This window comes from Nitratireductor sp. B36, from assembly GCF_020833685.1.
Lineage (GTDB): Bacteria > Pseudomonadota > Alphaproteobacteria > Rhizobiales > Rhizobiaceae > Nitratireductor.
Map to the genome: position 1 here is coordinate 1,153,802 of NZ_JACKZY010000001.1, position 25,523 is coordinate 1,179,324.

The window sequence follows — 25,523 nt, forward strand, 5'->3', positions numbered from 1 at the left end:
CGAGCTCATGACAAGGCAAAGCTATCGGCGCAAAAGTGACGAAACTCAGGCGCACTCAGCAAAGGTTGCGCAGGAACTACCGTATTCACGCCGTTCGATAAGACGAAAGCCTTCCGGTGACTGAAAGGGCGAGTTTGCAGCTTCCTCGACCATGACCAGGGCCCCAGGCACGAGCCAGCCGCCAGCCAGCGCTGCGGCGAGCGCCTTCTCGCCCAGGCCCTTGCCGTAGGGTGGATCGGCCAGAACAACATCGAAGGGCTGGATCGTTCCCACCTCCCCGATACGGCTCGCATCGCGGCGGAAAATCTTGCTGCGCCCCTGGAGACCAAAATTCTCCACATTGGTGCGGATCAGAGCCCGGGCAGCAGCAGCCTCTTCGATGAAGAGCGCAAAGGCTGCACCGCGTGACAGCGCTTCGAGTCCCAGCGCACCCGTGCCGGCAAAAAGGTCGAGCACACGCGCATTCTCAAGTCGGCCGGCATAGCGGTGCTCGAAAATATTGAACAGCGCCTGGCGGGTCCGGTCCGTCGTCGGCCGGATCGCGTCTGACTTCGGCGTCGCCAGAGTGCGGCCGCGAAACTCACCGCCCACAATGCGCATGGGTCAGCTTTCCCCGCCGGATTTGCCCGGCTTGCGGCCGCCGGGGCGGCCCTTGCCGGGACGCGATCCACCACCCGGCTTGCCTGAGAACCTGCCTGCCGGCTTTCCCGAGGGCTTGCCGCCGGGTTTGCCGCCCTTAGAGAAGCGAGGTTTGTCGCCCGAATCCGGTCGGTCGTCGCGTGAACGGAAAGGCCTTTTCTCGCGCGTATCGCCCTCAGGCTTGCCCCCTTTTGAGAAACGGGGTCTGTCGCCACTGCGCTCGCCGCGCTCAGAACGATCACGGTCGAAAGGTTTGTCACCGCGCGGACGGAACGGCTTGTCACCACGCGCGGGAGCAGCGCCTTCCCGACGCGGTTTGCGCGCTGACTGCGAACGCTCATCCTTCTCTGCCTCGGCGGCGGCCTGTTTGCGTTTTCCCTGCGGGCGCGCGCCGGGAGCCATCCACACATGGCTGCCACGGTTCTGGCGTGGCCCGCGATCATCCTCGCGGCGGCCGGGACGAGACGTCTGCAGACGATCGCGCGCAGCCTCTCGCTTTTCCTCGCGGTCGCGCTTGCGGTTTTTGACAAAGGTCTTGCCGCCCTCGCGCTCACGGGTGCCCTGTTTTTCCGCAGCCTCGCCGTCACGCGGCTTGCGTTGGGCACGAACAGGCTTGTTGGAAAAGGGATTCACAATCGGCGCATCGAAATTGGCGCCTGCCTTTTCGATCAGACGCTCGCCAAGCTGGTCACGCAGAGTGCGACCCTTGACCTCCTGTACCTCGCCCTCGCCCAGCGTACCAAGCTGAAATGGACCGTAGGAGATGCGGATCAGACGGGTGACCTCAAGGCCAAGCGCCCCGAGCACATTCTTGACCTCGCGGTTCTTGCCTTCACGCAAACCGAGTGTCAGCCAGGCATTGCTGCCCTGCTCCCGGTCGAGGGTGGCCTCGATCGCGCCATAGAAAACACCGTCCACGGCAATCCCGTCCTTGAGACCCTCGAGTGCCGCGGCATCGACCTTGCCATGCACACGCACACGGTAGCGGCGCAACCAGCCCGTTTCCGGCAGTTCCAGCGCCCGCGCCAAGCCGCCATCATTGGTCAGGACGATCAGGCCTTCCGTGTTGATGTCGAGACGGCCGACCGTGATCAGGCGCGGCAGGCCCTCCGGCAACACGTCGAAAATGGTTTTTCGACCTTCCGGATCGCGATTCGTGGTGACCACGCCACCGGGCTTGTGGAAGAGAAAGAGCCGCGTGCGCTCAACCGCAGGCAACGGCTCGCCATCAACCAGGATACGGTCGGAGGCGCTTACATTGAACGCCGGGGACTCCAGCACCTTCCCGTTGACGCTGACGCGGCCCGCCTCGATCATCGCTTCCGCGTCGCGGCGTGAGGCAACGCCGGCCCGTGCAAGGCGCTTTGCAATGCGCTCGGCCCCTGCCTTATCGGCGTCGTTCGGGGTCGCATCTCTCCCCTTGCCCGGCTTCTTTTCCCGCTTGCTATCGTTGGGTCGGTCTTTGGTCATGATGGCCTTTTGCCCTGGGATTCCGTGTTGCGCCCCATGCGCCGGAACCACTCCAGTGTTTTAAATCAGAGATCGGATGGAAGGAAAATCCATTCCGCTTTCGCACCCGATGCTATAGAGGCGGCTGAAGCATTTGGCTGTCGGGAGAAATCATCTGGTATTCACGTTGATGCGCGAAACAACGAGATGACGCACCCTTCCGGCCGCGTGGCGCTCTAGGTATCAATTCGCACCGGCAGTTGCGAGCAAAAAGATTGATGAGACCGACGAAAGCGAACTACACCAGTTTCATGGATGACGCGCTCGAACAGGCGCGTCTCGCTGCAGCTCGCGGTGAGGTGCCGGTCGGCGCGGTGATCGTGCATGAAGGAAAGGTGATCGCGCGCGCGGGTAACCGTACCCGCGAATGCAACGATCCGACAGCGCATGCGGAAATCGTGGCGATTCGCGAAGCCTGCGCGGTGCTCGATTCGGAGCGTCTTGTCGATGCCGATCTCTATGTGACGCTGGAACCATGCGCCATGTGCGCCGCGGCCATCTCGTTTGCGCGGATCCGCCGGCTCTATTTTGGGGCAGGCGATGAGAAGGGGGGCGCGGTGACGAACGGTGCCCGCTTTTACACACAAAACACATGCCATCATGCGCCGGATGTCTATCCGGGCATCGGTGATGCAGAAGCCGCCGCTTTGTTGAGGGGCTTTTTCAGGCAGCAGCGCTAAAAAGAAAAGCGGGCACATGGCCCGCTTCTCGGAATTTCAATCAGGATCCCCAAGGCCATAGACGGCGCAGGTCGAAACCGCCGCCATCCTTCTGCGCGGCACGTTTTGCGGCGCGCTCCTTTTTGGCCTCGTCTTCACCGAGTTCACCGGTGGGGGCAGTGTCCGCAGGCTGGCGATAATCGACCGGTGGCTCGCTCAAATAACGGCGCGTGGTCGGGCTTCCCTGTGCGGTGGCAGCGCGGCGCTTGAAATACTCCTCACGCTGTTTCTTGGCTATCTCGGGGTTCACGAAGCCATCTTCGCCCCGGGCATTGACGCCAATGTCACGAACCACCGGCGATTTGTAGAACGGGTTATCCTGGTTCTCGGTCGCTTCTGCACGGATCCGGGCGAGGCGTTGTTCCGGCGATTCGGGCCAGGCAGGATTGCCGGCAGAGGCAACCTCTTCCTGAGGCGGGGGCAGAACCTCGGTTGAAGACGGCATGACAATGCCCGCGCGCGGCTTGTATTCAACGCGAGGCTTGTCTTTCGGACCAAGCGACAGAACGCCCGTCACATCTTCGAGCAATTGCTGGTCGGCGGGCTTGTCGGTTCCGTAAGTCGGTGCGCCAATACACCCGGACAAAAGAACGGCCGAGAGGCACAAAGTGCCTGAAGCTGCAACCATGCGCGCGGAACGCCGCGACGTTGTGGTTTCCGTTCTCTTCACTGCCACCTCTCTCCCAGAACGCCGCCCGTCAGGCGATGCGTTCTGCTTGTCGTCCCGTTAAATCAGACCATCGGGAAACTCAAATCACGCATGTCGCGCACGAATCCGGCGACAACGTGGCATCCTTAACCCGGCGGCATTTGTAGCGAAGGAGCGAGCGGGAAGCAATCGGCAGTGCCGAAGCGCCCCGCTGACTCCGTTCAAAGTCGGCCCAGCGCCTTGAGCTCGCGCAGCGCCGCGGCATCGCGTGCCGACACATCCGGAAATTCCGGATCGGACCCCACATCGTCCGTGTAGCGCCAGGAACGCGCGCATTTTTCGCCCGTGGCCCGCGCAAACACGACGCCGACACCCGGCACCTCATCCAGCGTGAAGGCATCCGCCGGCGGCGCCTCATGACGAATATCGATGCCGGAGGTGATGCAGATTTCGGCCATGTCGCGGTCGGCGATGGCCTGTTGCAGCCCCTCATCGTTGACATAGACGACCGGCGCGGCCTCAAGAGACGAACCGATGGTCTTTTCCTTGCGCTCGATCTCCAGCGCACCGGTCACGACGCGGCGGACCTGCCGGATTTTCTTCCACTTCTCTGCAAGTGCTGCATCGCGCCATTCCTGCGGCACGCCGGGGAACTGCTCCAAATGCACCGAACGCGCCTCCGGGTGACGCTCAAGCCATGCCTCTTCCATGGTGAAGGGCAGCATGGGCGCAAGCCAGGTCACGACACAGTCAAACAGGGTGCGGACCACCTGAAGCGAGGCCTTGCGGCGCGTGCTCGAAGGCGCATCGCAGTAAAGCGCATCCTTGCGGACATCGAAATAGAAGGCCGAAAGCTCGACCACCATGAAATCGAGCAGCGAGCGGATGATGCGCTTGAAGTCGAAATTGTCATAGCCCTTGCGCACCAGCTCATCGAGCTCGGCCAGACGATGGAGCATCAGGCGCTCCAGCTCCGGCATCTCGGCCAGCGGCACGGTTTCGCCCGTGTCATGCGCCAGCGTGCCGAGCATCCAGCGGATGGTGTTTCTGAGCTTGCGATAGGCATCGACATTGGTCTGGATAATCGCCTTGCCGAGACGCTGGTCTTCCCAGTAATCGGTGGTGGCGACCCACAGGCGCAGAATGTCCGCGCCCGACTGGTTCATGATGTCCTGCGGAAAAGTCTGGTTGCCGAGCGATTTCGACATCTTGCGGCCGTCTTCCGCCATGGTGAAACCATGGGTGATGACCGTATCGTAAGGCGCCCTGCCCCGCGTGGCGCAGCTTTCCAGAAGCGAGGAGTGGAACCAGCCGCGGTGCTGGTCGGATCCTTCCAGATACACATCGGCGGGCCATTTCAGGTCTGGCCGGTCTTCCAGTGTGAACGTGTGGGTGGAGCCGGAATCGAACCACACATCGAGAATGTCCATGACCTGCTGCCACGGCTCGCCGGCACGCTCGCCAAGGAAGCGCTCGCGCGCGCCTTCGGCAAACCACGCGTCCGCGCCCTCGGCCTCGAAGGCGTCGAGAATGCGCTGGTTGACGGCCTCGTCCTGCAGCACATTGCCGTCTTCATCGGCAAACACACAGATCGGCACGCCCCAGGCGCGCTGGCGCGAGAGCACCCAGTCGGGCCGGTCGGCGATCATGGCGCGCAGGCGCGACTGACCGGCAGCAGGCACGAAGCGGGTCTCGTCAATGGCTTTTAGGGCACGGGAGCGCAGTGTTGTAGCGTCGCCAAGGTCCTTGTCCATATAGACGAACCATTGCGGCGTGTTGCGGAAGATGACCGGCTTTTTCGACCGCCAGGAATGCGGATAGGAGTGTTTGAGCCGCCCCCGCGCGAAGAGCATGTCGCGCGCGATCAGCGCCTCAATGACGGCCTTGTTGGCGTCACCCTTCTTGCCCTTGTCGTCGATGACACGCGCCGCGCCGCCTTCGCGGTCGGGACCGAAGCCGGGAGCGTCCTTGGTGTAGTAGCCTGCGTCATCCACGGGGAACGGGATCGTGCTGTCTATGCCGCGCGCCTCAAGCTCAGCGCGGGCGTCCATCCATGCGTCAAAGTCCTCACGGCCATGGCTGGGCGCGGTGTGCACGAAACCCGTACCGGCGTCGTCGGTGACGTGATCGCCGGCAAGCAGCGGCACGGTGAACTCATAACCGCCGCCGAGGCCCTTGAGGGGGTGGGTGCAAGTGATGGCGCCAAGTTCATCGGCTGAAACATCGCGCAGGCGCTTGTACTCAAGCTTCGCCTTGGCGAAAGACTCTTCTGCCAGCGCATCAGCGAAGATCAGCTTTTCACCTGCCTGCGGGCCAAAATCGTTTTCCGCTGCGGTAACCTCGAAGAGACAGTAGGAGATGCGCGGGGAATACGCGACAGCCCTGTTGCCGGGGATGGTCCAGGGGGTCGTCGTCCAGATGACCACAAAGGCATCGGAAAGCTCGCCCTCCGCCACCGGAAACTTCACCCAGATCATGTCGCTTTCGACATCCTGGTATTCCACTTCCGCCTCGGCGAGCGCGGTCCGCTCCACCACACTCCACATCACCGGCTTGGAGCCGCGATAAAGCTGGCCGGACATGGCGAATTTCAGAAGCTCGCCGGCGATCCGCGCCTCGGCGTGGAAGTTCATCGTCGTGTAGGGGTTCTTGAAATCGCCCTCGATGCCCAGACGCAGAAACTCTTCCGACTGGACCTTGATCCAGTGGCTGGCGAAGTCGCGGCATTCCTGGCGGAACTCGTTGACCGGAACCTCGTCCTTGTTCTTGCCCTTGGCGCGGTACTGTTCCTCGATCTTCCATTCAATGGGCAGGCCGTGGCAGTCCCAGCCGGGCACGTAATTGGCATCATAGCCGCGCATCTGGAAGGAGCGCGTGATGATGTCCTTCAAAACCTTGTTCAGCGCGTGGCCGATATGGATGTTGCCATTGGCATAGGGCGGGCCGTCATGGAGTACGAACTTTTCGCGTCCCTTCGCGTCGTCGCGCAGGAGGCGGTAAAGGTCCATCTCCTGCCAGCGGGCGACGATCTCGGGCTCTTTCTTCGGCAGCCCCGCGCGCATCGGGAACTCGGTCTGCGGCAGGTTGAGGGTCTTGGAATAGTCGATCTTTTCGGACGTATCGGTCATGTTATCGCCGTGAGGTGGGCAAAGCGTCGGAGGGCCTCGCCATAGCCATTATGGAAAATCGGAAAATGCGCGTGTGACGCGCGGCAGAACCCGGACCTTCCGCAGCACTCAGGCCGCACGGAAGGCCGGGCCAATAATTCGTATGGCAATCGGTATGAAACCGGCGCGTGTCATCATGGCAACGGCTTTTAGCCGAGGCAGGCCGAAGAATAAAGAGGCGATTGCCCTCACGCCGCCAGCCCCTCAAAAGCAAGCCGCAGATCGAGGGCTGCGATGGGCTTCACCTCGGCGAGCAGAGCGCGGGCTTCCGCCTCGTCGCGCTTCATCTGGGCCACCAGCGCATCCAGCCCGTCAAACTTTTCCTCGCCACGCAGGAAGGAAAACAGAGAAACCGAGCAGGTTTCCCCGTAAAGATCACCGTCGAAATCGAACAGGAAGGTTTCCAGAAGCGGCGCACCATCCTCCATCACGGTGGGGCGGCCACCAAAACTCGCCACGCCATTGTAGAGCCTGCCATCGGCCCGGCGAAAGCGCACCGCATAGATGCCGTGGCGGAGTTCCGTTTCCAACGGCAACGCCATGTTTGCCGTCGGAAAGCCCAGCGTGCGGCCAAGCTTTTGGCCACCTGCAACTTCAGCCTCGACCGTATAGCGATAGCCAAGAAGCCCGGCAGCCTCTGCCACTTCGCCTTCCTCCAAAAGGCCACGAATGCGGCTTGATGAAATCACCGTGCCGCCTTCGTCGGAATAGGCGTCCACCACGGTCACGCCAAAACCGTTTTCCTGTCCGGCCGCCTTGAGAAGCTCGGGCGTGCCACTGCGGTTCTTTCCGAAATGAAAGTCGAACCCCGTCACCACATGGGTGATGCCTAGCCCCTCGACCAGTACGGAGCGAACGAACGCCTGCGGCGACAGGCCGGAGAATGCGCGGTCGAATTGCTGCTCGACAACCGCATCGAAGCCGAGCGCTCCCAGCAGCGCTGCCTTCATGGGCGCCGGCGTCAGACGGAAAAGCGGGACATCGGGCCGGAAGACCTGTCGCGGATGCGGTTCAAAGGTCAGTACGAGAGCGGGAACGCTGTCGCGTCGGGCAATCTCCAGTGCCGGTTCGAGCACTGACTGGTGCCCGCGATGCACGCCATCAAAATTGCCGATGGCCACCACGCCGCCGCGCAAGTCAGCGGGCATCTTGATCAGATCTGCAATGCGCTTGATCGGTCCGGCCACGCGCGCACCCTATCTGAGACGTGGTATGGCCGCCACGGGATTGTGGCCGTGGGTTTCGAGAAACGCCGCAAGGCGGTCGGGCTCCGGCCCTTCGCCATTGCCATATTCGCGCGCGTGAATGCCGTCGGTCACGAACAGAACATCGATGCCATACTGGTCGGCCCCCTTCACGTCCGTCAGCACGCCATCGCCGATGGCAAGCGCCTTTTCGCGCGCAAGTTCGCGTCCCATGATCTCGGCGGCGGCCTTGAACGCGGCCTCATAGATCGGGCGATGCGGCTTGCCGGCAATCAGCGTCCGGCCGCCCAAAAGCCCGTAATCACGTGCCAGCGCCCCGGCGCACCAGATGTGCCGGTCGCCGCGCTCTACGATAATGTCTGGGTTGGCGCAGATAAACGGCAGGTCGCGCATTCTCAGGCGCTCCAGCATGTCCGCATAATCTTCCGGCGTTTCGTTCTCATCGTCAAAGAGGCCCGTGCAGACGACACCGGAGGCTTCGAAGTCCTCCACCAGATCCACGTCGATTCCGTCGAAAATCGCCTGGTCCCGATCAGGACCGATGTGGAAAAGGCGCCGCGGCGCTGTGCGGATCAGGTCGCGTGTCACATCACCAGACGTGACGACACGATCCCACGCATCATCAGGAACACCAAGCGCTCCAAGCTGCTCTTCCACACCTCGATGCGGGCGCGGTGAGTTGGTGATTAGAACAACCGCCTTGCCGGCGGCCCTCGCCCTTGAAAGGGCGGCGCAGGCCTCGGGAAAGACGGTGACACCGTTGTGAACCACACCCCACACATCGCACAGGACGGCGTCATAAGAACCGGTGAGGCGGTCGAGCGTATCGATGATCTGCGGAGCTTGAGGCATGGGGGAACGGTCGTCTCGGATTGTTTGAAGTGCGGTGAGAATGGCTCAGGCCGGAATTATCGGATGCTGGCTTTCCTGTCACCCGGTTTTATCGCCACGGTCAGAATGCACTGCATTTGAGACAAGGAGTTAACACCCCGGGAACCACGATCACATCCGCGATCGCACCAGTTACGTCCGGTTAAGCACTTCGGGGGGATTTTGGACCAGTACCTTTAGTGGGGTGGCACAGATGTTCAGGAAATTCGCGCATGACCGTCGCGGCAATTTTGCCATGATGACGGCGCTTGCCATGGCGCCGATCATGGGGGTTGCCGCCCTCGTGGTGGACTATAGCCAGATTTCCCGACAGCGGCAGATGACACTGAACGCGCTGGACGCGGCAGGCATTGCCACGGCTCGCTATCTCACCCAGGGCGCAAGCGATGAAGACGCCAAGGCCTATGCGCAGGATTTTTTCGAAGCCAATCTTGGCAGCGTAAAACCCGAGAACACCAAGCTTCTCATCACACTGCCCAACCAGAACACTGGTGGCGGCACACTGAAGCTTGAAGCGGAGCTGAAATATGCGCCGATATTCTATCCGGTTTTCCAGAAGCTGCGGAAAGAGGCTGTCGATGAGGAAACCAAGATCGATTTTCGCGCTCAAAGCGAAATTCGCCTGAAGAACACGCTGGAAGTGGCGCTTGTGCTCGATAATTCCGGTTCGATGGACTACACCTCGACCGGATCTTTCGAGAAACGTCTGACAATCCTGAAGAAGGCCGCCAAGGAACTGGTGAAGACCATCGCCGCCGAGGGCGCGCAGATGAAACAGATCCAGAAGCCCGTGCAGTTCGGTGTCGTGCCGTTCGCGGCATCCGTGAATGTGGGGCCGGACAACGCCAGTGCAAGCTGGATGGACACGGACGGCGTCTCGCCCGTTCATCATGAGAATTTCGACTGGTCGACCATGAAGGCGGCCGATCCGAACAAGCGCGTCGAATTGTCAGGCGGCGTCTATTACAAGCGTGGCAGCGGCTGGGGAGACGAGGAAGGCCAGAAGGTCACGCGTTTTACGCTCTATGACCAGATGAAGCGCATTTCGGGCACCTCCTCGGAATGGAACTATGAATGCACCCGCTATCGAAACAACGGCTCCTGCCGGACCTGGGGGTGGGTGGAGACGAAAACCACGACATATGACCGCTTTACAAGCTGGGCCGGTTGCGTGGAGATGCGCCCCTATCCGCTGAACATAAACGACGATGCGCCCGACAGCAGCAATCCAAAGAGCCTTTTCGTGCCGATGTTCGCGCCGGATGAAACGGACCAGACCGATTCAAGCTGGCGTCCCGCCAACAACAACTGGTGGGACGATTTCACCAGCGGCTCAACCTCGGCAGCCTATGATCAGGCCTATATGCCGAAATATTTCACACCCTATGAAACAGGCAGCATGGGCATCAATGAGGGTCCGAACGCGAGTTGCAGCACCAAGCCGATCACTCCCCTCACCGATGTTGGCAAGACCGAAGGACTGAACAAGATCAATGCCGCCATCGACAGTATGGACGCCGGCGGCGCCACCAATGTGACCGAGGGTCTCGCATGGGGTTGGCGCGTTGTTTCCGGCCGCGCGCCTTTCACCGAGGGGCGGCCTGATAATGAGAAGGGCAATGACAAGGTGGTCATCGTCCTGACCGACGGGGCGAACACCTATTACACGCCCACCAGCATCACGGCCCAAAGCTATTCGGGCACCTACTACCGCTCGGGCGGCAACGACCTTGCCGGAAACAAGTCGATCTATTCAAATTATGGTTATGTGCGCAATCGCGCCGGTGAAAGCCGCCTTTTCAAGGGCGCTACCGGTGTCAGCGAATACAACTACTCCAACAGCAACTACTCGGCGGCAATGACCAGTCATATGAGCGCCATCTGTGAGAACGCGAAGAGCGACAACATCATCGTGATGACGGTCGCGCTCGATCTCGACAGCCGCGATTCCACAGAGAAAAAGCAGATCGATGCCCTGAAGGCCTGTTCGTCCGACTCGCGCACGCGCAAGGACGGAAACGGCAAGCCGGTGAAACTCTTCTGGAACGCCACGGGCGGCGATCTTGACGATGCCTTCAAGGCCATTGGCGACGAGCTTTCCAACCTGCGCATCGTCGGCTGACGCCAAGCGACCTCCCGCGTCGGCCTTGCCGCTTCGGTTCTGATCGGCTAGGACAGCCGCGCCCCCTTTCAGGGCGCGGTTTTCTTCTTTTCACGGACGGATTTCGACATGGCGAAAAAGGCTGACAAGACCCGGGCGAGGCTCCCACGCGGCTTTGTCGACCGCCATGCGAGCGACATTCGCGCGGTGGACGAGATGTGCGCGAAGATCCGCGAGGTCTATGAGCGCTATGGTTTCGACCCGGTCGAGACCCCGATCTTCGAATACACCGACGCGCTCGGCAAATTCCTGCCGGATCAGGACCGGCCCAACGAGGGCGTGTTCTCCGTTCAGGACGATGACGAGCAGTGGCTCTCGCTGCGCTACGACCTGACCGCCCCGCTGGCCCGCCACGTGGCCGAGAATTTCAACGACATCCAGCTTCCCTACCGCACCTACCGGGCGGGCTATGTGTTCCGCAACGAGAAGCCGGGACCGGGCCGTTTCCGCCAGTTCATGCAGTTCGACGCCGACACGGTGGGCGCGCCCGGCGTCGCCGCCGATGCCGAGATGTGCATGATGATGGCCGATGTCATGGAGGCGCTCGGCATTGCCCGCGGCGACTATGTGATCCGCGTCAACAACCGCAAGGTGCTCGACGGCGTGATGGAGGCCATCGGCGTCACCGACGAGGCGCAGAAGCTGACCGTGCTGCGGGCCATCGACAAGCTGGACAAGTTCGGGCCCGAGGGCGTGAAGCTCCTTCTGGGCGAAGGCCGCTGGGACGGCGGCAAGGAAGGCGAAGGCGACTTTACTAAGGGTGCTGGGCTGGATGAAGCGAATGCCCAGATCGTTCTCGACTATGTCGATGGCAAGACTGACCAGCTCGACAATGAGACCTTTCAGGCCGGTGTTTCAGAACTCGCGCAAATCGAAAACCTCTGCCGCGCAGCAGGCTACGATGAAAGCCGCATCACCATAGACCCCTCCGTCGTGCGTGGCCTCGAATATTACACCGGCCCCGTTTTCGAGGCCGAGCTGACCGCTGAAATTCCCAATGAGAAGGGCGAGATCGTGCGCTTCGGTTCCGTTGGCGGTGGCGGGCGGTATGACGGGCTCGTCTCGCGCTTTCGCGGCCAGCCGGTTCCGGCGACGGGCTTTTCCATCGGCGTGTCGCGTCTGGCGACCGCGCTCAAGAATCTCGGCAAGCTCGGTCAGGACGGCGTCCTGCCGCCGGTCCTCGTCACCGTCATGGATGGCGACACGGAGGCAATGGCGAAATACCAGCAGTTCACGCAGGCGCTGCGCGCTGCAGGCATTCGCGCAGAGATGTATCAGGGCAATTGGAAGAAGTTCGGCAACCAGCTCAAATATGCCGACCGCCGCGGTTCGCCGCTTGCCATCATCCAGGGCGCGGACGAGCGCGCCAATGGCGAGGTGCAGATCAAGGATCTGATCGAGGGCAAGAAGCTTTCCGCCGAGATCGAAAGCAACGAGGAATGGCGCGAGGCCCGCGTGGCGCAGCTGACCGTCAGCGAGGACGAGCTCGTCGAGACAGTGCACAAGATGCTCGCCGCGCAGGCCGGCGGGGCTGCGTGATGAAAGCTGCCGATGCCAACGCCGTCATCCCGGCCGACCGGAGGGAGAGCCGGGACCCATTGGAAGACCGCGACAGTGCGCGGCCCGGTTCCGATCTTGGCACCCGTCAGCGCGGCGGGCTTCTTCTGCGGTGGCCGGCCGCACCTCTCAATGGGTCCCGGCTCTCCCTCCGGTCGGCCGGGATGACGGACGTCAGCTTCTTCAGGGACACGCCCCAATGACCCTGCGCGCACCCGACTTCGCCGACGACATCTTCGCGCTCTTTGCCGAACGCGATGCGGCGCTGACCGACATCGCCATCATCCAGCCCGCCGATCCCTTTCTGGACATGGCGGGCGAGGATCTGCGCCGCCGCATCTTCCTGACGGAGAGCGAGACCGGCGCCAATCTCTGCCTCAGGCCGGAGTTCACCATTCCCGTCTGCCGCGACCATATCGAAAAGCGCGCCGCGACCCCGCAGCGCTATGCCTATCTGGGCGAGGTGTTCCGCCAGCAGCGCGAAGGCGGAGCAGAGTTCTTTCAGGCGGGCATCGAGGATCTCGGCGCGAGCGACCGCGCCGGCGCGGATGCGCGCTCTCTGGCCGATGCGCACGCGCTTTTGACGCGTGTTCTGCCGGGCCACGCGCTCTCCGTCACGCTTGGCGATCAGGCCGTGTTCGAGGCGGTGCTTTCGGCCCTTGGCCTGCCGCGCGGCTGGCAGATGCGCCTGACCCGCGCTTTCGGCTCGCAGAAGCTTCTGCAGGCCGCCCTCGATGATCTCGCCAACCCGCAGACCGCCGCAAACCTGCCTCGCACGGTTGCCGGACTTGTGGCCCGTGGCGACGAGGCGGGCCTTGCCGATCACATTGCCACGGTGATGGACGAAACCGGGATTTCTCCTTCTGCCGGTCGCACGCCACAGGAGATCGCCCGGCGGCTGATCGAGAAGGCGGAACTGCGCAGCGTGCGACTAACGGACGAAGCCATGAGCGCGCTGAAGGCTTTCGTTTCCATGCGCGTGCCCTTTGCCGAGGCCGGCGAGCGGCTCTCGGCCTTCGCCGCAGACAATGGGCTGATCCTCGACGACGCGCTCGAAACCTTCGCCGCGCGCGCTGAGCGGATTTCTGCCGAGGGCCTGCCGCTCGACGCGCTGACTTATGATGCCGGCTTTGGCCGTCCGCTCGATTATTACACCGGGTTCGTGTTCGAGATCGCCTCTCCCACAGGCACGGTGTTGGCCGGCGGCGGGCGCTATGACCGTCTTCTGACCCTTCTGGGCGCGGAGACGCCCATTCCCGGCGTCGGTTTTTCCATCTGGCTCGATCGCGTGGCAGGTCTGAAGGAGACGGCGGCATGAGCATCACCCTTGCCCTGCCCTCCAAGGGCCGCCTGAAGGAAAACGCGCTGGCACAGCTCGAAAAGGCCGGCCTGACCGTGCACCTGCCGGAAAACGACCGGCGCTACCGCGCCACGCTCGAAGGCGTGGACGGTGTCGAGATCGCCTTCCTTTCCGCATCCGAAATCGCCCGCGAACTGGAGCGCGGCACGGTCGATCTCGGCGTGACCGGCGAGGACCTGGTGCGCGAAACCATTCCCGACTGGCAGCGCAAGGTGGAGATCGCCGCGAGGCTGGGCTTTGGTCGCGCAGACGTGGTGGTTGCGGTACCGGAGGTCTGGTTCGACGTGTCGACCATGGCCGATCTCGACGATGTCGCCGCCGATTTCCGCCACCGGCACGGACGCCGGCTCAGGATCGCCACCAAATACTGGCGGCTGACCCAGCAGTTCTTCTCGCAAAAGCACGGCATTCAGGTCTACCGGATCGTGGAAAGCCTCGGCGCCACCGAAGGCGCGCCGGCGTCCGGATCGGCCGACGTGATTGTCGACATCACCTCGACCGGATCGACGCTCACGGCCAACCATCTGAAGGTGCTTGACGACGGAATCATCCTGCGTTCCGAGGCCTGTCTCGTGACAGCACTTCGGGAGCGATCGGCGTCTGACCAGGCGGCTCTTGACGCGCTGACGGAGCGGTTTTCAGGCTAGGTTCGTTTTCTGCAGTTTCGACCGGAACTCCGGAAAAATCCGCGAAATGAAACGGAATTTCCCCGTTTCAGGCGGTTTTCGGAAATTTCGGGCGCGCCATGAATGACGCCGTCCAGAACGCCCCGACCATGACCAGCGTCGCGGCGAAAGCGAGCATCAGATAAAGGTCATATCCGCCGCTTGCCGCCCACAAGGCGGCAACGCCCAGAGGCGCAACCGCCTCCACCATGCGGGATGGGGTGATCAGCGCGCCATTGATCGCGCCATAGGCCTCGCGGCTCAGCATTTCCGGTACGGCAAGCCCGCGCACGATGGTCATCATGCCATTGGCAGCGCCATAGAATGCGGCAATGGCAGCAATTACAAACATTTGCGGCGGCGCGAAAGCGTAGCCGATGAGCACCAGCGGAAAGACCCCCACCATAATCGCGCCGATGCGGCGGACGGGCGCTTCCGGAGCGAAAGTCCAGATGGCGATGCGGCCGGCAACCTGCGCCGGGCCGATGACGGCGACGATGCTGACGACTTCCCCTGCACTCAATCCACGTTCGAGGAGAAGCGGGTAAAGGTGAAAGCTCAGGCTGGAGAAAACGCCGGCATAAAGCACGAGAAACAGAACCAGCGCCCAGAAGACCGGCTGGCGAAACGCCCAGAAAACGGCAGCACGGCCGGCGAGTTCGGGCGTTCCGGTGTCCCTTGCCGGCTCTTTCGGCCTGTCTTTTGTGGGGTCGATCACCGCGAAGTAGAGGCTGGCGCACAGGAAGGCGTTGATTGCGCCCAGCACCATCAGCGCACCGCGCCATTCGAGCATGTCGATAAGCCATTGAACCAGCGGCACAAATACCGTGCTGGCGAAGCCGCCCCAAAGCGTGAGCGCGGTGATTGCGCGCCGCGCCTCCAGTGCGCCGACACGGCGGGCGAGCACAGCGAAGGCCGGTTCATAGAGGGTTGCCGCCTGCAGCGCGCCAAGCAGCGGGACGACCACGTAGAACATGGCAATGCTGTCGACCTGCGACCACAGGAGGTAGAGAAGCCCGGCTATGAGGGACGCGCCGCTCATCACCCAGCGGCCCTGCCCCCGGTCGATCGCCGCCCCGACCGGATAGGCGGCAAGTGCAGCGAGGATCAGGCCCGCCGTGGCACCGCCATAGAGAAGCGGTTTTGACCAGCCAAGCTCAATGCGCATCGCTTCGGCGATCAAAGGAAAACTGTAGAAGATCGAGCCCCAGGAACAAATCTGGGCAATGCCGAGCGCCGTGATCATGCGCCGGTATCCAGGCCGTGCGGTCAAAGCCTGCGTCATGATCAGTGCTCTCTGTGTGAAGTGATGGAGGCGCTGTCAGCACAGCACTCATCACTCAGATAATGAATCAAGGCATCCATGGCCGGGTAATGCGCACGGCAGATCAATGTGGTGCCACGCCGTTCACGCGTGATCAGCCCGGTCTCCAGAAGCTTCTTGCAGTGGTGGGAAAGTGTGGAGGCGGGCATGGACAATCGCTCCTGAAGCGCGCCGACAGCCATGCCCTCCTCGCCCGCGCGCACCAGCATGCGGTAAATTCGGAGGCGGATGGGATTGCCCAGTGCTTCAAGCTGGCCGGAGGCTGTTTCGTGTTCCATGACACGAACGCCTAATGCGTCGCCATCGCGTCGTCAACAATACTTCGAAAATATTCGAATTACTCATCCACGACGCGCAGGCGCAGCTGGCCGGAGCCCGGGCCGCCCTCGCCATCCGGCTTTTTGGGAGCGAGACGATTGTCGCTTGCGCCGGACTTCTCGGCCTCGCCCGCGCCCAGCTCCAGCGCCTCGATCTTCGCCCCCCGCTTGGTAACCTTGTCGGTCGAGGTGAGGATCATGTCGATGTCCTTGTTGGCCTGCATGAAATGCGTCTGCAGCTTGCGGACCCGGTCATCCAGCCGGCCGACATCCTCCATCAGACGCACCACTTCGGCCTGGATCAGATGTGCCTGCTCGCGCATGCGCGCATCCTTGAGCACAGCCTGAATGACCTGGATCGAGAGCATGAGCAGTGAGGGCGAAACAATCACCACGCGCGCCCGGTGCGCGCGCTGAACGAGGGTTTCGAAATTTTCGTGGATCTCGGCAAAGATCGATTCCGACGGCACGAACATGAAGGCCGTATCCTGCGTCTCGCCGGTCAGCAGATATTTCTCCGAGATCGCCTTGATGTGCACCTCCACATCACGCCGAAACGCAGACTCGGCAGCCTTACGCGCTTCGGGGCTGCCGCCCTCACCTTCGGATGCCGCGCGGATGGCATTCCACGCTTCAAGCGGAAATTTGGCGTCGATCACCAGCGAGGGCGCATCATTGGGCATCTTGACCACACAGTCGGGCCGGCTGCCATTGGAGAGCGTCGCCTGAAACTCATAGGCCGTGTGCGGCAGACCATCGGCGATGATCGCCTCCATGCGCGACTGGCCGAAGGCGCCGCGCGTCTGCTTGTTGGAGAGGATCTGCTGAAGCTGCACCACCTGGCCGGCGAGCGACTGGATGTTGTTCTGTGCCGTGTCGATGACCGCCAGACGCTCCTGCAGTTTTGCGAGGTTCTCATGCGTCGATTTGGTCTGCTCGGTGATGGACTGGCCAAGCCGCGAGCTCATGCCGTCAAGCCGGTCCGACAGCGCCTTGGTCAATTCCGCCTGCCGGCTGCCGAACACTTCGGCAATGGAGCCCATACGCCCCTGAAGCTCGGCCTGTGCCCGAGTGAGCTCGGCCATGCGCGCCTCTGCCTCGCGGGCGTGCTGGGCGGCCTCTGCCGCCGCCACCGCGCGGGCGCGCGCCGCGCGCCACAGCCCGGTGACAAGCGCAATCATCAGCGCAAAAAGCAGGAAACCGCCGGCAAGCAGGAGCTGGCCAAGCGTGAACGTGCTGGCACCAAGCTGCGCCACGGGCGTGGCAAAAATATCGGACATCTCGTTCATGCGCGGCACTCTAGACGATTCGTGATGCAACCATAAGACCAAAACGTGAACACGCGTTCCGTATTGACCTTCACGCAGGCAGGGCTTACCTGAACGCCATGACGATCAAACCGCTAGTTCTTCTTCCCGACCCGATCCTGCGCGAAACCTCCAAACCGGTCGAGCGCTTCGACGATCAGTTACGCATCTTTGCCGACGACATGCTGGCAACCATGTATGACGCGCCGGGCATCGGCCTTGCCGCCATTCAGGTGGGTGAGCCATTGCGTATGCTCGTCGTCGACGTTTCGGAAAAGGATGAAGAGCCGGCGCCCATGGTGGTGATCAACCCGGAGATCGTGGCCAGCACCGATCGGCGCAATGTGCATGAGGAAGGATGCCTTTCCATCCCCGATTACTATGCGGAAGTGGAGCGGCCTGCCGGCGTGACCGTCAACTATCTCGATCTGGACGGCAAGCAGCAGACCGTGGAGGCCGACGGCCTGCTCGCCACCTGCCTGCAGCACGAGATCGACCATCTCAACGGCGTTCTTTTCATCGATTACCTGTCGAAGCTCAAGCGCGACATGGTGGTGCGCAAGTTCCGGAAGCTTGCCAAGGACCGCCCGCCCGCGCGCATGGTCGGCTAACCAATCGGCCCATGTGAGGCAATTGGCGCTGCGGGGCTTGACCGGAAGCGGATAAATCCGCTTCAAGCACCGCAGGAGCGCGGGTGCGCTCGTTTGACTGACTGAACGCATCGGACACGCGGCATGGCACTTCGTCTCATCTTCATGGGCACTCCGGATTTCTCCGTTGCCACCCTTCAGGCACTGGCTGAGACCGGGCACGAGATCGTCGCCGTGTACTCACAACCGCCGCGACCTGCAGGGCGGCGCGGACTGGAGCTCACCAAATCGCCCGTTCATCAAGCGGCCGAAGCGCTCGGGATCGAGGTGCGGACGCCGAAATCGCTCAAGGGCGAGGATGAGCAGGCCGCCTTTGCCGCGCTTGAAGCCGATGCCGCCATTGTGGTCGCTTACGGGCTTCTTCTTCCAAAGCCCATTCTGGAAGGCACACGGCTTGGCTGCTTCAACGGTCACGCCTCGCTTCTGCCTCGCTGGCGGGGGGCTGCGCCCATCCAGCGCGCGATCATGGCCGGTGACACAGAAACCGGCATGATGGTGATGAAGATGGACGAAGGGCTCGACACCGGGCCCGTGGCCATGACATCCCGCATCGCCATCACGCCCGATATGACCGGCGGCGAACTGCACGATGTGCTGAGGGATACGGGCGCTGCGCTCATGGTGGAGGCCATGGACGCGCTCGAAAAAGGGGCGCTCACGCTGACACCGCAGCCCGAGGAGGGCGCGACCTATGCCAAGAAGATCCTGAAAGAGGAAACGCGTGTCGACTGGGCCCGCCCTGCCCGCGCGGTGAACGACCATGTTCGCGGGCTTTCACCCTTTCCTGGAGCCTGGTGCGAAATGACCTTCGGCAGCAAGCCCGAGCGCGTCAAGATTCTGCGGGCGGAGATCGGCAAGGGCGAAGGCACGCCCGGCGAAGTGCTGGACGACGCACTGACGATCGCCTGTGGCGAAGGCGCTCTGCGACTGAACGAAGTGCAGCGCGCCGGCGGCAAGCCGATGCAGGCGGTGGATTTTCTGCGCGGGGCGAAGCTCGAAAAAGGAACCGTGCTTCCATGAACCAGCTCGAAATCCGCTCCGAAGAAGCCGGTGACCGCGAAGCGATTCATGCCCTGTTGCTTGCCGCTTTCGACGGAGACGCCGAAGCGCAGTTGGTCCGAGCGCTTCATACCGATGGCGACGTGGTTCTCTCGTTTGTCGCTGAACGGGAAGGCGCACTATGCGGTCATGTGCTCTTCTCGCGCCTTCATGTGGTGAAAGACGAGACCCGCTTTCCCGCCGTTGCACTCGCACCGCTCGCCGTTTCGCCCACTGATCAACGGCAGGGCATCGGAGCGCGGCTTGTCGAGGAAGCGCATCAACGCCTGATCACCAACGGCGAAACGCTGTCTGTTGTGCTGGGCGAGCCCGTATATTACGGCCGTTTCGGCTATCGGCATGAAGATGCTGCAGCTTTTGAGAGCGACTATCAGTGCGAGGCCCTTCAGGCCCTGCGCTGGGGCTATGAAGCTCCCGACACGGGGCGGCTCGTCTACGCCCCCGGCTTTGGCGGGCTTTGACCATGGCGCGTTTTCGCATCGACATCGAATATGATGGTGGCCCCTATTTTGGCTGGCAGCGGCAGGCGACGCACCATTCCGTGCAGGCCGCACTGGAGAATGCCATTGCCGCGTTTTCCGGGGAGGAGGTGACACTGTTTGGCGCGGGACGCACCGACACGGGTGTTCATGCGCTGGCACAGGTGGCGCATTTCAACCTCTCGCGGGATTGGACCGCCCGCACCGTGCAAAATGCAATCAACGCACATCTCGCCATGGCCGAGGAGACGGTTGCCGTGATCGAGGCCGCGCAGGTGCCCGATGATTTCGACGCGCGGTTTTCCGCAAAAGCCCGGCACTATCTCTACCGCATTCACAACCGCCGCCCGCCCCTGACCGTTGACCGCGCCCATGCCTGGCATGTGGCGGCACCGCTCGATGCGGAAGCCATGCACGAGGCGGCGCAGCGGCTGGTGGGAACCCATGATTTCACCACGTTCCGCGCCGCTCAGTGTCAGGCAAAAAGTCCGATCAAGACACTGGAAAAGCTGGAAGTAACGCGCAACGGCGAATTCGTGGAAATCCGCGCCTCGGCCCGTTCCTTCCTGCACAATCAGGTGCGCTCCTTTGCAGGCACGCTGAAGCGGGTGGGCGAAGGCGGCTGGAGCGCAGACGACGTGACCCGGGCGCTCGAAGCCCGCGACCGCAAGGCCTGTGGCCCGGTCGCGCCACCGCACGGGCTGTATCTGACGGGCGTGGATTATTGATCTGCCTTGGTTCCGCGTGCGCGTTGCTTCCGGCAGTCCCTATCCCGCGCGTGACAGGCTCAGCAACCCTTCAAACGTGAAGAGAATGGCAAGCGAGGCCGCAAACATCGCTCCAAAGACCGCTGTGGCGACGGCCGGCCCTTTGCCGATGGCGACATTTGTGAGCCGCCAGGAGAGAACCATCGTTGCAAGGAAGATCAGGAAGGTGACAAGATTTGCAAGGTCGGCGGCCTCGGGGAAAAGCAGCCGCATGAGCATCGCCGGGAGCGTGATCCAGGCGAACAGCGCGGACGCCCAGTTGTTTGCCACCACGTAGTGCACAAACCGGTCGGCAATGCCGGCCGGACGCGCTGCAAGCGCCAGGATGGCATAGGGCAGAATCCAGGTGGCCAGGTCCGTCAACATCAACCGCGTGAACAGCGAGAAGCGGGAGGTGAAGATCTCGATTCCCGCCAATTCGTTGGAAATCGCCACCCACCCCACCACCATGGGAGGGAAAGCGACAAGGATGGCGAAGAACGAGTTCCAGAAACCGTCCGCCGACAGATCGAGAAGGCGAAGGCCTTCAGACCGCCCCATCATCATGCGCCAGACACCGGCAAAATACCGCTGGATCTCGGCGAATGAAGGCATCGTCAGCCAAACCAATCTTCTAGGAAACGCAGATAGACCTGCGTCAGGGTTTCGAGGTCGGACAGCGCCACCCGCTCATCGACCATGTGCATGGTCTGGCCAACGAGGCCGAATTCCACCACAGGGCAGTAATCCTTGATGAAACGCGCATCCGATGTACCGCCGGAGGTGGAGAGCTGTGGACGCGAGCCGACCACAGACTCGATCGAAGCCGACAGGGTTTCAACCAGTTTTTCGTCGCGCGTCAGGAAAACAGGGCTCGGGCGACCAAGCCAGTCGATGTCGAAATCGACCGGGTGTTCGGCGCCCTTGCGCAAACGGTTCTCCTCTGCGGCACGGTCGAGCCGGTTGTGGATTTCGGCCTGCAGGCTCTCCACGCTCCACGTGTCGTTAAAGCGGATGTTGAAGACCGCTGTCGCCTTTGCGGGAATGACGTTTGTCGCCGTGTTGCCCACGTCAACCGTGGTGACTTCCAGATTGCTTGGCTGGAAATCTGCCGTGCCTTCATCGAAGGGTTGACCGAGAAGCGCATCAAGCAGCTGCATGAGGCCGGGCACCGGATTGTCTGCCCGGTGCGGATAGGCAACGTGCCCCTGACGGCCATTGACGGTGATGCGACCGGTAAGCGAACCGCGCCGGCCGATCTTGATCATGTCGCCGAGCCGATCCGGGTTTGTGGGTTCGCCGACGATCGAAGCGTCCCACTTTTCGCCACGCTCCACGGCCCATTCCAGAAGCTTGACCGTTCCGTTGAGCGCCGGGCCTTCCTCATCTCCGGTGATGAGGAAGGAGACGGAGCCTTTCGGCTTGCCGTGGGCTTCCACATAGCGGGCGAGCGCGGCGACGAAACAGGCGATGCCACCCTTCATGTCGACGGCACCCCGGCCATACATCTGGCCATCGGCAATGGCGGCGGCAAAGGGCGGATGCTTCCAGGCGCTCTCATCGCCGGGCGGCACCACATCGGTGTGACCGGCGAACATGAGGTGCGGGCCCTCGCCTGCGAGCTTGCCATAGAGATTTTCGATGTCGGGCGTGCCCTCTTCGGAAAAGATCGGGCGCTCGACCGAGCAGTCAAGCGCCTTCAACATGCCCTGAAGCACGGAAAGCGCCTGACCTTCCACCGGCGTGACGGAAGGGCAGCGAATGAGTTCGGCGAGATTGGCGGCGGGATCTGTCGGCAGTGTCATGCGCAAGGGATAATCCAACCGGACGTGCCTGTCACGCGGCAAACCTTTTATTGCTTCGGCGCGTTTGTCCGATCGCCATATTCGTTGGCGCCAGCATCGCCCGGATAAAGGCAGAGCACGATGAAGGCGAGGATCGACACCATCGGGATGAAGAGCGCGACAGCAAAAATGCCGGGCTTGCCGAAATCATGAAGGCGCTTGACGCCGAGCGCCACCGAAGAAAAGACCGAAACGAAGAAGAGGCCCCAGAAAAGCAGTGCCCACATGCCGCTGGCGCCGCTTCCCTCCGGCGCCAGGGTGAAGCGATAGAGCGCGAAGGCCTGCAGGACAGCCAGAAGCATGCCTGCCAGAAAGAATGCGGCGCGGCTTACCCTTCCGGAAAAACCGAAAAACAGCCAGGCGATCTGTCCCTTGGGCATTGCGCTTCTCCGTCGCTCGTCAATCGCGCAGGAGTTCGTTGATCGACGTCTTGGAGCGGGTCTTCTCATCGACGCGCTTGACGATCACGGCGCAGTAGAGGCTGGGGCCCCAGTTCTCGCCCGGTACGTTCTTGCCGGGCATGGTGCCTGCGACGACCACCGAATAAGGCGGTACTTCGCCGTAGAAGATTTCGCCCGTGGCGCGGTCGACGATCTTGGTGGATTTGCCGATATAGACACCCATGCCGAGCACCGAGCCTTCGCGCACGATGCAGCCTTCAACCACTTCGGAGCGCGCGCCGATGAAGCAGTGGTCCTCGATGATGGTGGGGCCGGCCTGCATGGGCTCCAGAACGCCGCCGATGCCGACACCGCCGGAAAGATGCACATTCCTGCCGATCTGCGCGCAAGAGCCGACGGTGGCCCAGGTATCGACCATCGTGCCCTCACCCACATAAGCGCCGAGATTGACGAAGGAGGGCATCAGCACCACGCCGGGCGCGATATAGGCGGAGTGGCGCACAACGGCGTTTGGCACGGCGCGGAAGCCGGCCTTCTCGAACTCGTTTGCGCTCCAGCCGTCGAATTTCGACGCCACTTTGTCCCACCAGACGGAATCGCCCGGTCCGCCCTTGATGACCTGCATCGGGTTCAGCCGGAAGGAAAGAAGCACAGCCTTCTTGAGCCACTGGTTCACCTTCCAGGAGCCGTCCTCCTGACGCTCTGCCACACGTGCCTTGCCGCTGTCGAGCAGGTGCAGCGAAGCTTCTACCGCATCGCGGATCTCGCCGCGGGTGTCGGTCGAAACGCCGTCGCGCTCGTCAAATGCCTTTTCGATTGTTGTTTCCAGCGCGGCGACATCGATACTCGTCATGCTTGCGGCTCCATTGAACAAGCTGTTAAGGGCTCAGCCATAGTGTGGGAAAATGACCCAGGTCGGCGCGGAAACTATGCGAAGCGTCACTGGGGGTCAATCTCGGGATCGCGCGGGGACGCGCCAAAGGACGGATAAATGACGATGGATTCGAAAGACGAGAACGGCTGGACGCCCCTACCGCATTCCGATGAGGATCTGCGCCGTTCGCGGCAAGTGCCCGACACACCGCAGACACGTGCGGAAACCTATCGTCTTGCCTGGGACGACGAAGACTTCATGACCCGGCGCGAACTGCGCCCGGTGCGCCTGCAACTGGAACTCCTGAAACCGGAGATGGCGCTTGCCGAGCGTGGCATTCGTTCGACGGTCATTCTATTCGGCGGCGCGCGCCTGCCCGAACCGGGCGGCGAGGCCTGGGCTGCCAAGAACGAGACGCAGAAGAAGAACCTTGAAAAGAACAGCCGCTACTATCAGGAGGCCCGGAATTTCGCGCGGCTTTGCTCGGAGGAATCGGCCAAATCCTATTACCGCGAATATGTGGTGGTGACGGGCGGCGGACCCGGCGTGATGGAAGCCGGCAATCGCGGTGCTGCCGATTGCGGCGCGCCCTCCATCGGCCTCAACATCGTGTTGCCGCATGAGCAAGCGCCGAACCTATATGTAACGCCGGAGCTGTGCTTCAACTTCCACTATTTCGCGATCCGCAAGATGCATTTCATGATGCGGGCGAAGGCGGTCGCGGTGTTCCCCGGTGGCTTCGGCACGATGGACGAGTTGTTTGAGACGCTCACGCTGATCCAGACCGGACGCATGGAACGGGTGCCGGTGGTTCTGTTCGGCAAGGAGTTCTGGGAAGGTGCGATCGACCTCGGTTTTCTGGCGGAACAGGGGACGATCTCGCCCGGAGACGATGAGCTGATCACTTTCGTGGACACGGCCGAGGAAGCCTGGGCGAAGATCGCCGAGTTCTACGAACTCTAAGCGCTGATGCCGCAGCCGGTGAGGCTGGCGGGGTGCCCAGCAATCGGCTAGGCATGCGCTATGACGCAATGGCTGGGTAACAAAAGCTGGTTTGAGAGCCTGCGCCGCGATGCAAAACTGTTCGCGGCGGTTGGCATCATCTCGCTGCTCATGGGGCTATTGCAGCCGCTGGCTCTGGCTGCGGCCACACCGGTCTCCTATGGCTTCGTCATTTGTACGACCTACGGAATCGGCACGGTAACCGATGACAGTCGCGAGCACCCGCGTGCGGCTCAATGTCCGCTGTGTGTGAGCGGCCATGCGTGCGGCTACCTGTTCTCATCGGCCTCACCGCAAAACCCAGTGCTGGCACTGCCCATATGGCAGAGGAATGGCGCTATCGCACCCCGTTGGGGCAACCGCATTCACACCAACCCCGCCAGCGCGACAGCACACGGCATCCGCGCTCCTCCTGCCCTTATCTGATCTATTTACGCCCAGTTTTTCGGGCAGTTCAAAGCTCAGTTATAAAAGGCAGAACCATGCGCTCAAATATTTTCCTCGCGGCGGTCGCCGCACTTCCCCTGCTCGGCTCGGCTATCGCAGCGCAGGCCACGGACCATCAGACAGAGCACGTCATCCAGGCCGGAGACCTGAAAATCGCAGACGCCCGCGTGCGGGCCATGCTGCCCGGACAACCTTCAGGCGGCGGTTATATGGTGATCGAAAACACCGGCGCGGTCGATGACCGGCTCCTGTCGCTGACCTCCCCACGGGCAGGCAAGGTGGAGGTGCACAGCATGGAAATGAACAATGACGTGATGGTTATGCGTCCTGTGAAAGGAGGCCTGACCATACCAGCCGGAGAGACGGTGACGCTGGAGCCCGGCGGCCTGCATGTGATGTTCATGCAAGTGGAGAAGGGTTTTCAGGAGGGCGAGTCCATACCGCTCAGGCTGGAATTCGAGAATGCGGGGACGATCGATCTGAGGCTTGTCGCAGGCCCCGCACGCGGTGAAACCTCCGGGACGGGGCACAGCCACTGACATACGTCGCCT

General features: G+C 62.2%; 25 protein-coding genes. 12 read left to right on the top strand and 13 right to left on the bottom strand.

Features of this window, described 5'->3' with window-relative positions:
- Nucleotides 1-45 precede the first annotated feature (45 nt).
- Together rsmD and H7H48_RS05630 are read right to left on the bottom strand one after the other, a co-directional pair.
- Nucleotides 46-600, bottom strand: a complete 555-nt coding sequence (rsmD, locus tag H7H48_RS05625; RefSeq protein WP_229447798.1) for a 16S rRNA (guanine(966)-N(2))-methyltransferase RsmD — start codon at nucleotides 598-600, stop codon at nucleotides 46-48.
- Nucleotides 601-603: 3 nt separating this feature from the next.
- Complete coding sequence (locus H7H48_RS05630) at nucleotides 604-2,109, bottom strand: pseudouridine synthase (protein WP_229447799.1); 1,506 nt, start codon at nucleotides 2,107-2,109, stop codon at nucleotides 604-606.
- 257 nt (nucleotides 2,110-2,366) lie between these two features.
- On the opposite strand from H7H48_RS05630, the gene H7H48_RS05635 reads away from it, so the two are divergent.
- Entirely contained in the window at nucleotides 2,367-2,828 is a 462-nt protein-coding gene (locus tag H7H48_RS05635) for a nucleoside deaminase (protein ID WP_229447800.1), read from the top strand.
- A gap of 40 nt (nucleotides 2,829-2,868) precedes the next feature.
- Here the strand turns inward: H7H48_RS05635 and H7H48_RS05640 are convergent, their stop codons facing one another.
- The 4 genes from H7H48_RS05640 to H7H48_RS05655 all read right to left on the bottom strand — a co-directional run bounded on the left by H7H48_RS05640 (nucleotide 2,869) and on the right by H7H48_RS05655 (nucleotide 8,740).
- Complete coding sequence (locus H7H48_RS05640) at nucleotides 2,869-3,537, bottom strand: hypothetical protein (protein ID WP_229447801.1); 669 nt, start codon at nucleotides 3,535-3,537, stop codon at nucleotides 2,869-2,871.
- 200 nt (nucleotides 3,538-3,737) lie between these two features.
- Nucleotides 3,738-6,644, bottom strand: coding sequence for an isoleucine--tRNA ligase (ileS, locus tag H7H48_RS05645; RefSeq protein WP_229447802.1), 2,907 nt, complete (start codon nucleotides 6,642-6,644; stop codon nucleotides 3,738-3,740).
- A 227-nt stretch (nucleotides 6,645-6,871) separates the two neighbouring features.
- The gene (locus H7H48_RS05650) at nucleotides 6,872-7,831 is read right to left on the bottom strand and encodes a bifunctional riboflavin kinase/FAD synthetase (RefSeq protein WP_229448127.1); all 960 of its coding nucleotides are present in this window, start codon (nucleotides 7,829-7,831) and stop codon (nucleotides 6,872-6,874) included.
- 48 nt (nucleotides 7,832-7,879) lie between these two features.
- A complete protein-coding gene (locus tag H7H48_RS05655) occupies nucleotides 7,880-8,740 on the bottom strand; it encodes a TIGR01459 family HAD-type hydrolase (protein WP_229447803.1) in 861 nt (286 codons plus the stop codon).
- Nucleotides 8,741-8,972: 232 nt separating this feature from the next.
- On the opposite strand from H7H48_RS05655, the gene H7H48_RS05660 reads away from it, so the two are divergent.
- The 4 genes from H7H48_RS05660 to hisG all read left to right on the top strand — a co-directional run bounded on the left by H7H48_RS05660 (nucleotide 8,973) and on the right by hisG (nucleotide 14,504).
- Entirely contained in the window at nucleotides 8,973-10,901 is a 1,929-nt protein-coding gene (locus H7H48_RS05660) for a pilus assembly protein (RefSeq protein WP_229447804.1), read from the top strand.
- Between the two features lie 108 nt (nucleotides 10,902-11,009).
- Nucleotides 11,010-12,479: a histidine--tRNA ligase gene (hisS, locus tag H7H48_RS05665; RefSeq protein ID WP_229447805.1), complete on the top strand. Its 1,470-nt coding sequence runs from the start codon at nucleotides 11,010-11,012 to the stop codon at nucleotides 12,477-12,479.
- Between the two features lie 217 nt (nucleotides 12,480-12,696).
- Nucleotides 12,697-13,815: an ATP phosphoribosyltransferase regulatory subunit gene (locus tag H7H48_RS05670; RefSeq protein WP_229447806.1), complete on the top strand. Its 1,119-nt coding sequence runs from the start codon at nucleotides 12,697-12,699 to the stop codon at nucleotides 13,813-13,815.
- Nucleotides 13,812-14,504 (top strand): ATP phosphoribosyltransferase, encoded by a 693-nt coding sequence (gene hisG / locus H7H48_RS05675; RefSeq protein ID WP_229447807.1) that lies wholly within the window; start codon nucleotides 13,812-13,814, stop codon nucleotides 14,502-14,504. The genes H7H48_RS05670 and hisG overlap by 4 nt, the downstream gene beginning before the upstream one ends.
- A gap of 67 nt (nucleotides 14,505-14,571) precedes the next feature.
- On the opposite strand, the gene H7H48_RS05680 is transcribed toward hisG, so the two are convergent.
- From H7H48_RS05680 to H7H48_RS05690, 3 genes are read right to left on the bottom strand one after another with little or no spacing between them, the layout of a single operon-like run.
- The gene (locus H7H48_RS05680; protein ID WP_229447808.1) at nucleotides 14,572-15,807 is read right to left on the bottom strand and encodes an MFS transporter; all 1,236 of its coding nucleotides are present in this window, start codon (nucleotides 15,805-15,807) and stop codon (nucleotides 14,572-14,574) included.
- Between the two features lie 2 nt (nucleotides 15,808-15,809).
- Nucleotides 15,810-16,124: a helix-turn-helix transcriptional regulator gene (locus H7H48_RS05685; protein WP_229447809.1), complete on the bottom strand. Its 315-nt coding sequence runs from the start codon at nucleotides 16,122-16,124 to the stop codon at nucleotides 15,810-15,812.
- Between the two features lie 59 nt (nucleotides 16,125-16,183).
- Entirely contained in the window at nucleotides 16,184-17,452 is a 1,269-nt protein-coding gene (locus H7H48_RS05690; RefSeq protein ID WP_229447810.1) for a DNA recombination protein RmuC, read from the bottom strand.
- 98 nt (nucleotides 17,453-17,550) lie between these two features.
- Here H7H48_RS05690 and def point away from each other — a divergent pair, with 98 nt between their 5' ends.
- The 4 genes from def (at nucleotide 17,551) to truA (ending at nucleotide 20,386) form a co-directional block, all read left to right on the top strand.
- Nucleotides 17,551-18,081: a peptide deformylase gene (gene def, locus H7H48_RS05695; RefSeq protein ID WP_229447811.1), complete on the top strand. Its 531-nt coding sequence runs from the start codon at nucleotides 17,551-17,553 to the stop codon at nucleotides 18,079-18,081.
- A 123-nt stretch (nucleotides 18,082-18,204) separates the two neighbouring features.
- Nucleotides 18,205-19,140, top strand: a complete 936-nt coding sequence (fmt, locus tag H7H48_RS05700) for a methionyl-tRNA formyltransferase (protein ID WP_229447812.1) — start codon at nucleotides 18,205-18,207, stop codon at nucleotides 19,138-19,140.
- On the top strand, nucleotides 19,137-19,640 hold the full coding sequence (locus H7H48_RS05705) for a GNAT family N-acetyltransferase (protein WP_229447813.1): 504 nt from the start codon (nucleotides 19,137-19,139) through the stop codon (nucleotides 19,638-19,640). The genes fmt and H7H48_RS05705 overlap by 4 nt, the downstream gene beginning before the upstream one ends.
- Before the next feature lie 2 nt (nucleotides 19,641-19,642).
- Nucleotides 19,643-20,386 (top strand): tRNA pseudouridine(38-40) synthase TruA, encoded by a 744-nt coding sequence (gene truA, locus H7H48_RS05710; RefSeq protein WP_229447814.1) that lies wholly within the window; start codon nucleotides 19,643-19,645, stop codon nucleotides 20,384-20,386.
- Nucleotides 20,387-20,425: 39 nt separating this feature from the next.
- Here truA and H7H48_RS05715 read toward each other — a convergent pair whose 3' ends face one another.
- Genes H7H48_RS05715 through dapD form a run of 4 tightly spaced genes read right to left on the bottom strand, consistent with a single transcriptional unit; the run spans nucleotide 20,426 to nucleotide 23,502 of the window.
- Nucleotides 20,426-21,019 carry a transporter gene (locus tag H7H48_RS05715; protein ID WP_229447815.1) on the bottom strand — a complete coding sequence of 198 codons (594 nt, stop codon included), beginning with the start codon at nucleotides 21,017-21,019 and terminating at the stop codon, nucleotides 20,426-20,428.
- A 2-nt stretch (nucleotides 21,020-21,021) separates the two neighbouring features.
- Nucleotides 21,022-22,209: a succinyl-diaminopimelate desuccinylase gene (gene dapE / locus H7H48_RS05720; RefSeq protein ID WP_229447816.1), complete on the bottom strand. Its 1,188-nt coding sequence runs from the start codon at nucleotides 22,207-22,209 to the stop codon at nucleotides 21,022-21,024.
- Nucleotides 22,210-22,256: 47 nt separating this feature from the next.
- Nucleotides 22,257-22,628 (bottom strand): DUF805 domain-containing protein, encoded by a 372-nt coding sequence (locus H7H48_RS05725; RefSeq protein ID WP_229447817.1) that lies wholly within the window; start codon nucleotides 22,626-22,628, stop codon nucleotides 22,257-22,259.
- 19 nt (nucleotides 22,629-22,647) lie between these two features.
- Nucleotides 22,648-23,502, bottom strand: coding sequence for a 2,3,4,5-tetrahydropyridine-2,6-dicarboxylate N-succinyltransferase (dapD, locus tag H7H48_RS05730; protein WP_229447818.1), 855 nt, complete (start codon nucleotides 23,500-23,502; stop codon nucleotides 22,648-22,650).
- Between the two features lie 144 nt (nucleotides 23,503-23,646).
- Here dapD and H7H48_RS05735 point away from each other — a divergent pair, with 144 nt between their 5' ends.
- From H7H48_RS05735 to H7H48_RS05745, 3 genes are read left to right on the top strand one after another with little or no spacing between them, the layout of a single operon-like run.
- Nucleotides 23,647-24,486 carry an LOG family protein gene (locus H7H48_RS05735; protein ID WP_229448129.1) on the top strand — a complete coding sequence of 280 codons (840 nt, stop codon included), beginning with the start codon at nucleotides 23,647-23,649 and terminating at the stop codon, nucleotides 24,484-24,486.
- A 60-nt stretch (nucleotides 24,487-24,546) separates the two neighbouring features.
- On the top strand, nucleotides 24,547-24,951 hold the full coding sequence (locus tag H7H48_RS05740) for a hypothetical protein (protein WP_229447819.1): 405 nt from the start codon (nucleotides 24,547-24,549) through the stop codon (nucleotides 24,949-24,951).
- 56 nt (nucleotides 24,952-25,007) lie between these two features.
- On the top strand, nucleotides 25,008-25,511 hold the full coding sequence (locus tag H7H48_RS05745; protein WP_229447820.1) for a copper chaperone PCu(A)C: 504 nt from the start codon (nucleotides 25,008-25,010) through the stop codon (nucleotides 25,509-25,511).
- Nucleotides 25,512-25,523: the final 12 nt, after the last annotated feature.